Origin of the sequence: Gordonia amicalis NBRC 100051 = JCM 11271, from assembly GCF_000332995.1 — a bacterium.
In the GTDB taxonomy this organism is placed as follows: domain Bacteria; phylum Actinomycetota; class Actinomycetes; order Mycobacteriales; family Mycobacteriaceae; genus Gordonia; species Gordonia amicalis.
In genome coordinates this window covers 1-12,252 of sequence record NZ_BANS01000068.1, presented here as the reverse complement: position 1 = coordinate 12,252, position 12,252 = coordinate 1, and the positions used below count along the sequence as shown (strand labels likewise).

At 60.5% G+C, this 12,252-nt stretch carries 10 protein-coding genes and 1 pseudogene; 5 read left to right on the top strand and 6 right to left on the bottom strand.

Annotated features, from left to right (window positions below; translation table 11 throughout):
* Positions 1–197 (top strand): annotated as a pseudogene (locus tag GOAMI_RS22840) (integrase core domain-containing protein); the annotation flags it as partial.
* A 573-nt stretch (positions 198–770) separates the two neighbouring features.
* On the opposite strand, the gene GOAMI_RS21940 reads toward GOAMI_RS22840, so the two are convergent.
* From GOAMI_RS21940 to GOAMI_RS21915, 6 genes are all read right to left on the bottom strand, one after another.
* The gene (locus GOAMI_RS21940; protein WP_006438835.1) at positions 771–1,523 is read right to left on the bottom strand and encodes a TetR/AcrR family transcriptional regulator; all 753 of its coding nucleotides are present in this window, start codon (positions 1,521–1,523) and stop codon (positions 771–773) included.
* Between the two features lie 89 nt (positions 1,524–1,612).
* Positions 1,613–2,518 (bottom strand): alpha/beta fold hydrolase, encoded by a 906-nt coding sequence (locus GOAMI_RS21935; RefSeq protein ID WP_006438834.1) that lies wholly within the window; start codon positions 2,516–2,518, stop codon positions 1,613–1,615.
* Positions 2,508–3,578, bottom strand: coding sequence for a ferredoxin--NADP reductase (locus tag GOAMI_RS21930; protein ID WP_006438833.1), 1,071 nt, complete (start codon positions 3,576–3,578; stop codon positions 2,508–2,510). The genes GOAMI_RS21935 and GOAMI_RS21930 overlap by 11 nt, the downstream gene beginning before the upstream one ends.
* Complete coding sequence (locus GOAMI_RS21925) at positions 3,575–4,444, bottom strand: SDR family NAD(P)-dependent oxidoreductase (RefSeq protein WP_006438832.1); 870 nt, start codon at positions 4,442–4,444, stop codon at positions 3,575–3,577. Before GOAMI_RS21925 ends, GOAMI_RS21930 begins: the two co-directional genes overlap by 4 nt.
* 46 nt (positions 4,445–4,490) lie before the next feature.
* A complete protein-coding gene (locus GOAMI_RS21920; protein WP_006438831.1) occupies positions 4,491–6,011 on the bottom strand; it encodes a flavin-containing monooxygenase in 1,521 nt (506 codons plus the stop codon).
* Between the two features lie 159 nt (positions 6,012–6,170).
* Positions 6,171–7,139 (bottom strand): AurF N-oxygenase family protein, encoded by a 969-nt coding sequence (locus GOAMI_RS21915; protein ID WP_006438830.1) that lies wholly within the window; start codon positions 7,137–7,139, stop codon positions 6,171–6,173.
* 143 nt (positions 7,140–7,282) lie between these two features.
* Here GOAMI_RS21915 and GOAMI_RS21910 point away from each other — a divergent pair, with 143 nt between their 5' ends.
* The 4 genes from GOAMI_RS21910 to GOAMI_RS23685 form a co-directional block, all read left to right on the top strand.
* Positions 7,283–7,621, top strand: a complete 339-nt coding sequence (locus GOAMI_RS21910; RefSeq protein WP_006438829.1) for a DUF4873 domain-containing protein — start codon at positions 7,283–7,285, stop codon at positions 7,619–7,621.
* A gap of 79 nt (positions 7,622–7,700) precedes the next feature.
* Positions 7,701–10,790: an MMPL/RND family transporter gene (locus GOAMI_RS21905; protein ID WP_006438828.1), complete on the top strand. Its 3,090-nt coding sequence runs from the start codon at positions 7,701–7,703 to the stop codon at positions 10,788–10,790.
* A gap of 100 nt (positions 10,791–10,890) precedes the next feature.
* Positions 10,891–11,433: a hypothetical protein gene (locus GOAMI_RS23690; RefSeq protein ID WP_243829161.1), complete on the top strand. Its 543-nt coding sequence runs from the start codon at positions 10,891–10,893 to the stop codon at positions 11,431–11,433.
* 234 nt (positions 11,434–11,667) lie between these two features.
* Positions 11,668–12,252, top strand: a 585-nt coding sequence (locus GOAMI_RS23685; RefSeq protein ID WP_006438826.1) for a helix-turn-helix domain-containing protein, incomplete at its 3' end; no start/stop codon positions are given.

The window sequence follows — 12,252 nt, the reverse complement described above, 5'->3', positions numbered from 1 at the left end:
TGGGCGCGGTGGGGTCAAGTGCCGATAACGCGCTCGCCGAATCGTTCAACGCCAGCCTCAAACGCGAGATCCTGCAGGACCGCAGCCAGTGGCCCGACGCTGCTACCTGCCGCCGCGACGTGTTCCGCTGGCTGGTCCGCTACAACCTCCGACGACGGCACTCCCGCTGCGCCTATTCCAGCCCGGCCAGCTACGAAAACACCACACATTCGCTACGCTGTCAGAAGCTGCCTAATCCAAATCCCGTGTCCACCATCCGGGGTCAAGGCCCAGCTTCCGAGTTCTCGGTAAGCAGAAATGATGTCCATACGGTCCTTCGCAGACTTCAATGGAACTCCCGGGCGGTGATGGTGATCGGTTGGCACCTTCACCGTCATCGCCTGGGCCTTCAGTTCCGGGTCGACACGACGAACACAGGGTGGGGACTTTTATCTGGCCACCAGCGGGGACCTCGACCTGGCCACCAGTGGGGACTTTCTCATGGCCATGGACAAGATGCCGAGTTCATCGGCAATCTGCGTGATCGTTGTGCCCTCGGTGTCTCGGTACAGCTCTACCGCGTCCCGTTTGAACTCGTCGGGATAATTCTTCCTTGCCATCGGTGTCGATCATCTCGCTTCCCCCGCCAATCTTGCGGGATTCAGCGTGTCCAACACCCGGGGTCAGGGTCCTTTCGACACACCGCAGTCAGGACTTGTGGGATACACATCGTTTGAGTGAGCTGTCGTGCCGCGTGCGTGACAACAGGGCGGACCACTCGCGCGAGGTGATTAGACGGGGTCGACGCGAGTGGCGAATGCAGGGTCTCCGAAGGGCCTGTCTCTATGAAAGCGAACGCCCACCGTGGCCGCAGCGCCGTCAATAATCCCCCACGAGGTCTGGCGCAGGTGCGCGGCAAACAAGTCCCTGCTCATTCCATTCTGCCGACCCTGATCGATCCACCACTGGGTCGCTGATAGACCAGCCCCTAGGATAGAGGCCACTGCTACGGCGACGAGGGACTCGTCGCCGCCGACCTCTCGGAGGCCACGAGCGAACTCGTCAGAAATGATCTCCATTGCCGATCTCAACTGATCTGCGGGCCCTCCCTCGCCGGACTCAGAGTACTGGAACATGTGTTTCGTCATGAGGAAACGGACGACCGCTGGATGGTCGTCGACCAAGGATACGTATGCAGAGATCGCTGAACGGAAAAGCTCGTCAACGGAGCTGTCTTCCTGTCCGGAGAGCAGAGTTGACTGCGCTGACTCCCACATCATCGAACCCAGACGTGCTGCCACGGCGAAATAGAGCCCAGCTCTGTCACCGAAATGGCGGTAGAGCTTAGGTTTCGACGCACCTGCCTCTTCCGCAATATCGTCCATGCTCACGGCATCGCCGAACTTTTCGATCGCGCGTATAGCGGCGTCGACGAGTTCAGCCTTAACGACAGCGCGGTGGTCGTCCCAACGCGTGCTTCGTGCGTCGCGCACACGACGCTGCACTTTCACCGGGGCCGCGGAGATTCGACGGACTACAGACATGGCCTCCTACGTTATCAGGATGGACGACTCGTCGCGCCAGTGAGCACGTGGCGCCCGCGTGGCCGTGACATTGGTTAATGAGACGAGCTTCAGGCGGATCTGTCTAACCTGGCCACAGCTGAATTGAAGTCTCCAACGGCCTCTAGGTTGGACATGTGACCGACCTTGTCGAGAAGAGTGAATTCGAATAGAACGCCCCGCCGACCCAGTCGCGCTGCGAGATCCACCGAATGGGCCGCCGGGGTCAGTCTGTCGGCATCGCCCACGATGACCGCCGCCGGCACTGTCAGCGAGTCAACCCCCCTGCTGACGTCGATTGTCGCCAAAACGGCACCCCACATCCCCCGCACCTGTGGTGGGCATCGCAACACGATGTCGGCGCACTCATCGACTACCTCGACAGTCGCGCCCGGGCCCAGGGTTCCGTAACGAATCAGGCGGCGAGACAAACGCGTGTCCCGCACCTCGGGTCCCGCGACCGCAAGACTAGCCGCGAAGGCCCGTTCAAGTCTCGGTCGTAGCTGTCGGGGAACTTTGAGCAACGTTGACCGATCCACCAACTGTGATGGCCCGGTGCTTGCCAGTACTACTCCGCGGGCCAGCTCCGACACCGAGGCTGGGTACTCAGCTGCCCAGCTCATGATGGACATACCTCCCATGCTGTGTCCGACCACGACAGCCTTGTCGGTGGGAGTGGCGACCGCCCGAACTACGGCCTCCAAGTCATCGGCCAGAAGTCTCGCCGAGAACGGTGCCCGGCCCCGGTCGCTCCACCCGTGTCCGCGTTGGTCGTAGACCACTACCCTATGCGTCGCCGCGAACTGCTCGATCTGTGGCCGCCAGAAACGCCCCTGACAGGCCCAGCCGTGACTAAAGACCAGCAGTGGAGCATCCCGGCCCGGGCCGAATTCCTGGGCGAATAACCTGGTTCCGTCGGAGGAGAGGACCTCGAGGTGCCGCGACACTCGCGACTCGCTCGCTATCTCAGAGGTCATCGAAGCTCACCGTGACTGCATCCGTCAGCGGAAGTGCCTGACACGCAAGCCGTTCACCGTCGGCAATGTCATCTTCAACGAGGATGTGGTTTTGTGCCATCTCTACATCACCCTCGACCAGCTTGCATACGCACGCGCTGCAGGCCCCTTCTCGGCAGGAGTACGGGGCATTGTGACCTTGGGCCAATAGCACGTCGAGCAACGGAGTGTTGCGCGGCCACTCAGTCGTGATGGACTGCCCATTCAGATAGACTGTGGCGGTCGCCACACCATCGTCGTCGCTGAGCTGACGCATCGTGGCTATGTCGAACGGATCTCCGGTCAGTGACTGAAAGACTTCTCGATGTACCGAGGAGTGCTCGACACCGCAGGCCTCCGCCGACTTCTGCACCAGATCCATGAACGGCGCCGGACCACAGGTGTAGATCTGTGCACCGCGGTGCTCACGTATGGCGGATTCGACATCCTCAGGTGCCGGAATCCCCATAGCCGACTCCAACCAGTGGAAGACCGTGAAACGCTCGGGGAACTCGGAGGTGATCTGCGCCAGTTGGCCCTCGTACATGATCGACTCGGCATCGCGATTCGCGTAGAACAGTGTGACTTCGCCCCCGCCGCACACAAGGGCCGACTTAATCAGCGACAAGACCGGAGTGATCCCACTTCCTCCTGCAAAGAAAAGAAAATCGACGTCGAGATTCTTAGCCGTGAAGTGCCCTGACGGCGGGAGGACGGTCAACTCCATTCCCGGGATCGCGTTGTCGCACAGCCAGTTCGATGCGTAACCGTTCTCCGTCCGCTTGATCCCGATCTCGAGACGGAAGTCCTCGACGTGAGGCGAGCTGCTCAACGAGTAGCATCGTGCGACATGATCGGTCCGATCAGATGGGATCTTCACGGTGATGAATTGCCCTGGGACATGCTTGAACTCCTCGACCATGGCATCGGGGATCTCGAACGAAATGGTGACGGAGTCTTTCGTTTCCTGGGTCACTTCTGAGACGGTCAAGGTGCGTGAGCGGGCTGCGGCAGCCGGACGTGCATCGGGTTCGACGGTCACTTGAGGATCCCCTGTCTACGTGCGACCGCGTAACCCGCCCGTGTCAGTGGCGCCGCGATGTCCTGGTAGCGGGGACCGATCACCCGTGCCACGAAGTCGAAACCGCGGGCGTCCGCACCGATCAACACTCGTGCCTTCTTCTTGTCCATACCTTTGAGGATTGTCGCCGCTGCTTTATCCGGGGTGCTTCGTGCGATCCTGTCGAACAACGAGGCGACAGTCGCGGTGTCTGCCCCCATGGCGGAGACGCCTCGGGCATTGTTGACGATGTTGGTTTTTACACCCCCCGGGTGCACACACGTCACGGTGACCGGGTATCGACTGATTTTCATCTCCTGTCGGAGCGCCTCGGTGAAGCCTCTGACGCCGAATTTCGCGGCATTGTATGCGCTCTGGCTGGGGATTCCGATCAAGCCGAAGACGCTCGACGTGTTAACGAGATGTCCGTCCCCGGACGCGATCAGGTGAGGCAGAAACGCCTTCGACCCGTTAACGACTCCGCCAAAGTTGATGCCCATGAGCCAGTCGAAGTCTTCCCAGGTCATGTCGACCACGTCGACGCCCAAGGCCACGCCGGCGTTGTTGAACACCATGTCGACGTGGCCCGACTCTGACCGCACTCCGTCGGCATAGTCCTGAAACGCACTGCGGTCCGCAACGTCTAGTACGGCGGCGGTTACCGTCGCCCCATACGTGGTGCGGCAAAGTTCTGCAGTCTCCTTCAAGTGCATCTCATCAATGTCGGACAGTGCCAGTGCGGCACCTCGCTCCGCCAACTGGAGTGCCAAAGACCGCCCGATCCCTGACGCGGCACCGGTGATCACTGCCACCTTGCCTGTGTAATCATGCCGGTCAGAATTACTCATGTCGTCTCATCATTTCTACGAATCGTGTCTCTCCGTGCGTTCGGGCTCAGGCGATGTCGTACTCAGCGGGGTCGAAATCTTTTGTGGCGCGCCAGTACTGCCATGTGAAGCCCGGCCACACGGTCCGGTTGACGCCCTGCGAGTCGAGATACCAACTCGTGCAGCCGCCGTTGGTCCACACTCCCTTGGCCAGCTTCCGCTGGATGTCGGTGTTGAACCGTTCTTGCACGGACGGGCGTACGTCGACCTTCTCAGCGCCTCGGCTTTCTACTGTGTCGATAGCCTTCATGATGTATTTGATCTGTTGCTCGATCATGAACACCACTGAGTTGTGGCCGAGGCCCGTGTTGGGTCCGAGGAGGAAAAACAGGTTGGGAAAACCCTCGGTCGTGATGCCCAGGTGCGTGTTAATCCCCGTCTGATGCCAGTGGGACGGGAGATCCTCGCCAGTGGCACCTTTCAGGGCGAGCTGATCGAAACCATCAGTCACGTGAAAACCGGTCGCATAAATAATTACGTCAATGGGGTGCTCGACGCCGTCTGAGGTGACGATGGAATCAGCGGTGACCCTCTCAATCCGATCGCTGATGACAGTGGTGTTGGGCGCCGCAAGTGCAGGGTAATAGTCGTTTGACCCCAGAATTCGCTTACAGCCGATGCGATATGAGGGGGTCAGTTTCTTGCGTAGTACCGGATCAGAGATGGAGCGTTCAATGTTCCACCGAGCGACCCGTTCGATTGGCCGCATAAGGTTGGAGTGACCGTTGAGGCCGAAGGCTAGGCTCTCCGCACCCCAGTACACCGACCACCTGGCGATACGACGTGCAATCGGGAGTCTGCTCAGAAGAGTCCGCAGGGCCGGCGGAACGGTGAAATTCTTGCGGGGTAGGACCCAGGCAGGGGTTCGCTGGAAGACCTTGAGGGACATGGCCTCCTTCTGCACGAACGGCACAAACTGGATAGCGCTGGCACCAGTGCCGATCACGGCGACACGCTTGCCCTCCAGATCCACCGAATGATCCCACTGTGCGGAGTGAAACGCTTCGCCTTTAAAGTCCTCAATCCCCGAAATTTCGGGAAAATTGGGGATATGCAGCGCACCGACTCCTGAGACTACGAACTGAGCAATGTACTCACGTCCGGACTCAGTACGCAGGTGCCACCGCGACTCTGACTCGCTCCAGTATCCGGAAACCAACTTCTGACCGAAATGAATCTTTTGTGTCACGCCGCGCTTGTCCGCCACGTCTTGTAGATACCGCTCAATTTCTGGTTGTGACGACCACACCTTCGACCAGCTACCTCGACTCTCGAATGAGTACGAGTACATCAGCGACGGGACGTCACATGCACAGCCCGGATAGGTGTTGTCGCGCCAGGTTCCACCGACGGAGCTTGCCTTCTCCAGGATTAGAAAGTCGCTGTACCCGCGACGTCTTAGCTGTGCGGCCATCCCGAGACCAGAGAACCCGCTTCCGATGATCAGAATCTTGGTCGAAATCGGGTCGTCGGTTGAGTCAGTTGTGGCGGCGGCGCGCGAGGCGCGCCGGGTAGTTGATGATGCCATGTTTATGCTTTCTCCCTCGTGGGTTCGTTGGCACAACACATCCTGCGCACAGTGGCAGCAGGTGATCTGTTGAGGCGGAGGTGATCGCGAAGCCATCGAGAATGCTCCGCACAGGTCTAACTGATGTCGACCGCGACGTCTCGGCCGCGTGAACGGAGATCAGCGGAGATCGTCGGGAAGGCTCCGCGTCGCGCGCCACATGGCCATTGTGAATTTGCCTTCCAGCATTCCCGCCTCATGGAAGAACCGAATCATGGGCTCCGACATGAACTGCAGGTTGGTCCGATAGTTTGGGCTGGTTTGTTGTGCCCATACGCCACGCCAGCGGCTAATTCCCACTGCGGGGTACACTTTCGGATTTATGAGCAGCGGGTACGCCAGGTTCGCGATGACGGCAAGCACTCCTCGGTGCCAAGCGCGCGTCGCCTTACGTCGACGCTGCATGCCTTCGATCATCTCCAGTCGCGCAAAGGTAATGTGACGGGCTTCCTCGAGGACATGGATCTTCATGAGCTGGCGAAGCTGAGGCTGCATACCGGGGTCGTTCATCGCCTCGCGCTGGGCGCGGTCCAGGATTTCCTCGATCAGCAGCGTGGCTCCGGACACCGACGGTCCGAGGGGGACGAAATGCAGGATCTTTGCGAAGCTCAAGAAGCCCTTAGGGAGCTTGTAAGGGGGCACGCCTGTTTTGTTAATAAGGCGTGCGAACATAGTGGAATGGCGGGACTCATCGCCGATTTCTGTTAGCGCGTATAGGGACTTCTGATCGGTTAGGGCCCCCTTTGCCGACATGCGCAGGAGCGCCGAACTCAAGAGGTTCTCTGCGTAGATGCCGAAGCTGAGGATGCTCACGATCTCGTGGCGTCCCAGCTCGCGACGCTGCTCCTCGGTCATCTTGTTCCACAGTTTGGTGCCGTATAGCGACACCCGGTGCTCTGGCAGAAAGTACTTGCCTTCCTCCCAGGGCGACTCCCAGTCGATGTCGATCTCCGCGTCGTAGAACTTCTCTGCGGAAGACCGCAACAATCGACCCGCCGATCGTTCCATGTCGACGGGCTTGCGTCCGTTCACCCGAGCCATGCCTTCCGTCGAAAAGTCGGGCTTGATCTGGACATTCTGCACGGTCATGTCGTCTCCTCGGTCGTTCAAGGCTGGGAGTTGGGTCCGACGCCCAGCACCCCGCCCAGTACCCATTACTTGTAGTATCTGGTACTGCTAGTATCCACGAGCCGCGTTACTTGTCAACGCTCAGTGCGAAGAAGGTAGGACTCATGTACGACGACCATGACCTCGACTACTCCGGCGAAGGGACCCTGGTGTGCCGCGGGACGGAGATCCATGTCGAAGCGAAGATCAAAGGCTATTTCCAGCCGCTGAACGGCCTCTACACCTGGTATGGCCGGATTCAGAAGAATGATGAGCTCGACGAGCTCCTGGAAGGCGCCCGCGCGATCGCTGTATTTACGACCCCCGAGGGCCGAGCGGAGTGTGTCGTCGGGGATCCCGACTTCTGGGGCCGATACCGCATCTCAGGTAAGAGCACCCCCCCTTACCACCTGCCCACCACTCTCGAGGAGGTCGAAGACATGGCCGAGCACCACCACAAGTGACAATCATCCACCGCACGGACGTTCGCCAGACGGATCCGAACGATTGGGTCGCCCACTTCAGGTCGAGAGGATATTGCACATGGTGAGTTCGTCTCCCATTCGAACCCGCTCGTCGAGAGGGGGCGAGAAACTCGGCGAATACAGTCCGACCCTTGAGCGGGTTGCATGGTTTACCCTCCGCCGCAAAGGGATTGTGACGCTGGTTTGGCTCGGTGCCGCTATCGGCTTAGGCCTTCTCTTTCCTCAACTGGAGTCAGTGGTACGGGAACAATCTGTGGATCCGATCCCGGCCGGAGTCCCGTCTTTTCAGACCTTGGACCGTATGGGCGCCTCTTTCGACGAGCGCGGCGCCAAGACCACCGTATTCGTTGTGATGGAGAACAGTGCAGGCCTGTCCGACAACACCCGCGATCGATACCACGTGCTTGTCGACACCCTGCGGGCGGACGACAAGCACGTCATCGCCGTCCGAGACCTGCTGAGCGATCCCCTCACTGCGAGTCAGGCTCTCAGCAAAGACAAGCAAGCCTGGTATCTGCCCGTGGGAGTGACCGGCACACTCGGGGGACCCGATACCGCGGAGGCGGTCGCAGCGGTACGCGACACCGCGGAGAGAATCTTTCGCGACACTGAGACGAGAGTCCGTGTGACAGGCCCACCCGCGACCTTTAGCGACCAACTCGCCGTGGGCGAGTCGGATCTGGTCCTGATCACTGTCGCCACCGTGCTGCTGATCGCCGTGATCCTCCTCGTCGTCTACCGTTCGGTGTTCACCGCGCTGATGCCGCTGCTTGTCGTGGGCATGAGTTTGGCCGTGGGTCGCGGAGTTCTATCTGGACTAGGCGAGCTGGGCATGCCGGTATCCCAGTTCACCTCGATGTTCATGACCGTCATCATCTTCGGTGCCGGAGTTGACTATTCGGTGTTCCTCATCAGCCGCTATCATGAGGGTATTCGAGCAGGCAACTCTCCTGATGCCGCTATTGCCCACGCGAATGCAACTATCGGCCGCGTGGTTCTCGCATCGGCGGGCACTGTGGCCCTAGCCTTCCTGGCTATGGCCTTCGCCAAGCTCAGTGTGTTCAACACTTTGGGGCCGGCCTGCGCAATCGCCATAGCATTCGCATTCTTGGCGACGGTGACATTGTTGCCCCCCGTGCTCTCCTTCGCTGCCAAGAGAGGGGCCGGCCTTCCCCGCCGTGACCTGACGCGGGATTACTGGAGAAGAGTCGGAGTCATGGTTATCCGGCGGCCGGTCCCTCTGCTCGCGATCAGTGTAGTCGCGTTGATTGGCCTCGCCCTGGTCGCCGCAACAATTCAGATCACGTACGACGATCGAGAGGGGCAGCCAACTGACACAGGGAGCAACGAAGGCTACGCGCTGCTCAACCGCCACTTTCCGAAAGACATCATTATCTCGGAATTCTTGGTGGTGGAGTCCGAGAACGACATGCGCACGGCTCAAGGCCTTGCCGACCTCGACCAGTTGGCATCCCGCGTCGCGCAGATTCCCGGCGTGACCAGGGTCATTGGCGTGACGCGGCCAACCGGTGAGAAGCTGCAGCAGGCGCAATTGTCTTGGCAGAACGATCAGATCGGTACCAAGATCACCGAGGAGACCGGAGATGTACAGGCCCGCAAGGGTGATCTGGCCGTCCTGAAGACCGGATCAGAGCAGCTCGCCGGAGGCCTGGCACTGCTAGAAGACCAGATCTCATCCAATCTCGCTCCGCTGTCGGGGTTGCTAGACGAGGTGTCGTCATTTGGCCCACAACTCGATGAGTACCGGCCGTTGGTGAACCAACTCGCGAGCGCCGCCCCAACGCTTCGACAGTTCTCCCAGCGAGCGCCTGAGCTGTCTCAACTCGCACGTCGGGCCCAGTCTGCGGCAGACGCGGTCGCGCCAGCGTTGTCCGCATTGGAAGCTCCGTGGTGTCAGCAGATCGCGCAGTGCTCGGCACTGCGCGCGCAAACGGCCGACATCCGGGCACTCGCGGATGATCAGTCGCTCGCGAGGGTGGCTAACTTTGCCGCGCAACTCGGCCGCGTGAGTGCGCCAGGCTCTACCGACATGGCACAGCTGCAGCGTTCTCTTCAAACGCTGAATTCTGCACTACAGACCATCGGTGGACAGGACCTCGGGAACAGGGTCTCGCAACTCGAGTCCGGCGTCGGCGCACTCGCCGACGGCGCACGTCAGTTGTCGAACGGAGTCGGGGCTTTGGTGGACAGCAACGTTCAGCTACTCGGTGGACTAGCACAGGTCGCCGCACAGCTTCGGGCTCCCGCCCGCGAGATCGGCGATTCTGATTCGGCAACCGGCTTCTATCTCCCCGCGGATGCGTTCAAGGACCAGCAGTTCAGTCAGGTCGCCCGACAGTTCATCTCGCCCGACGGGAAAACCGTGCGCTATGCGGTACAGACCTCCTACGACCCATACTCTGCCGATGCAATGACGCTGGCGAACGAGCTGTCTAGCGTCGCCGAGAACGCGATGCCGAACACCACTCTGGAGGGCGGACGTGCTTCGGTCGCGGGCTTTCCTGCGATCAATGCCGACGTCCAGCGGTTGTTGTCGTACGATTTCAAACTGCTTGGCATAGCCACACTTCTCATCGTGGGTCTGATCCTGATGCTGTTGTTGCGGGCCGTCGTTGCACCGGTCTATCTCCTTGCAACCGTCGTCTTGAACTATATGGCGGCTCTTGGTATCGGTGTGCTCGTACTTCAACACATCCTCGGTGCCGGGATCGCCTGGCCAGCTCCACTGGTGTCGTTCATCGTCTTGGTGGCGGTGGGCGCTGACTACAACATGCTGCTGGTCTCACGCCTGAGAGAGGAGACGAGAGCGAGCGTGCGGGTCGGAGTAATGCGTACCGTCGCCTACACCGGTTCGGTGATCACCTCGGCCGGGTTGATCTTCGCAGCCAGCATGTTCGGGCTGATGGTCGGCTCCATCGATGTGATGGTGCAAATCGGGTTCATCATCGGTGTCGGTTTGCTGCTCGACACGTTCCTGGTGCGGACCTTAGTAGTCCCGGCACTAGCGGTGCTGCTGGGCACTGCAAGCTGGTGGCCGGGTGACATCGACCGCTTCCGGCGCGCCCCGGGACCATCGCAAAAGACACGCGGACGGACCCATGGGGATCTGACAAGCGTCGGTCCCTGAACTTCCCGACCATCCCGTCAACAGGTAAGGATCGGCATAGGGCATGACGCGGCACGGTCGCTCGTGATAGACGAATTGCGTCCGTACAACGCTAGACGGTATGGGTGACTCCACGGCGATGTGGAGAAATTGTCAAGACCTGTGGATCGGGGTGTTTCAGGCGACCTCCGTTCCGGTGCGCTCGTCACCGTTTGAAGGCGGTTGCGGTGGGGTGATGTCGGTGGGCCGTTCGAGCAGTTTGCCTTTGTGGAAGACCGCGCCGGCACGGATGAGCGAAGTGCACGTCAGTGAGCGACTGGGCGACGGGCATATCGACATCGCCACCGATGCGGGCATCGTGATCGCCCGCCACCGCCTCGCCACTGCCGGATCGGGAGCGCAGGTGCGTGACCACGGCCATGTCGTCGCCTTGGACACCCTGACCCAAGCCGGCGCCTCCTCCAGTCGCCGGCCGCATCGCCGCAAGGAACGCATCCCGCCCGGCGAGACCGCACGAAACGCCGCAGAAGCGCTGCGCCGCAACACCACAACCACACATCCCGCCACGCCGACAGAGGCGTCGGTGATCGATCTGAGCGTGTACGACGCGCCGCACAGAACAGGACCCAACTCCCATGACCACCACCAGTGCGACAGCTGCTGACGACTCGAACAGTGCTGCACCGCAGTCACAATCGTCGATCTCGGTGTACCAGCAACTACGTGGGCACCTCGCTGTACTCAAACTCGACTCCGCTGCGTGACGGCGCTCATTGAAACTGCCCAGTCCTGCTAACTGAAACTGCTCACTTGTGTGGCACCGCCTACAAGGGCGGGCCTTCCTCGATGCTGATGGTCTCTGACCACACATCTGCCTTCGAGGGAGACCCGCTCGTTCATGCTCACACAAGGAGAATCCGTGGAAGCACATGCCCTGCGAAAGCAGGGATGGACGATCTCGGCGATTGCCCGGCACCTGGGCTGCAACCGTCGCACGATCCGCAACTATCTCAACGAGACGACCACGCCGGGAGTCCGGGCCAAACCCCAGGTCGATCCGTTCGGCGAGTTTGTCGACTACGTGACCGCGCGGCTGATGGAGGATCCGCATCTGTGGGCGCGCACGTTGTGCGACGAACTCGAGGACCTCGGCTACCGGCAGTCATATCAAACGTTGACCCGGCAGATCCGGGCGCGCGACTTGCGTCCGGTATGCACCGACTGTGCAACCGCGACCGACCGGGCCAATACGGTGTCATTTGCCACCGTGAAGGGACCACCTGGGCTGATTGTTTGCCATAGGGATGGGACCACCTGGATTGCCAGTTATGGGACCACCGGCGCGTCGCGCTGGTGGTCCTTCATTTTGTCCGTTGACTCGGCCGTGACGATGTTCACGCCCACCCCCATTCGGCAGGAGGATCAGGCAGCTCCACCCAGTCCCCCTGGGTTTCGGCGCCCGGCGGATGCTCGATCACCGTAT

Bases quoted from the DNA above. Each gene is read 5' to 3' on its own strand.
- GOAMI_RS21940 (WP_006438835.1), bottom strand. From the start codon at position 1,523: ATGTCTGTAGTCCGTCGAATCTCCGCGGCCCCGGTGAAAGTGCAGCGT.
- GOAMI_RS21935 (WP_006438834.1), bottom strand. From the start codon at position 2,518: ATGACCTCTGAGATAGCGAGCGAGTCGCGAGTGTCGCGGCACCTCGAG.
- GOAMI_RS21925 (WP_006438832.1), bottom strand. From the start codon at position 4,444: ATGAGTAATTCTGACCGGCATGATTACACAGGCAAGGTGGCAGTGATC.
- GOAMI_RS21920 (WP_006438831.1), bottom strand. From the start codon at position 6,011: ATGGCATCATCAACTACCCGGCGCGCCTCGCGCGCCGCCGCCACAACT.
- GOAMI_RS21915 (WP_006438830.1), bottom strand. From the start codon at position 7,139: ATGACCGTGCAGAATGTCCAGATCAAGCCCGACTTTTCGACGGAAGGC.
- GOAMI_RS21910 (WP_006438829.1), top strand. From the start codon at position 7,283: ATGTACGACGACCATGACCTCGACTACTCCGGCGAAGGGACCCTGGTG.
- GOAMI_RS21905 (WP_006438828.1), top strand. From the start codon at position 7,701: ATGGTGAGTTCGTCTCCCATTCGAACCCGCTCGTCGAGAGGGGGCGAG.
- GOAMI_RS23690 (WP_243829161.1), top strand. From the start codon at position 10,891: ATGGGTGACTCCACGGCGATGTGGAGAAATTGTCAAGACCTGTGGATC.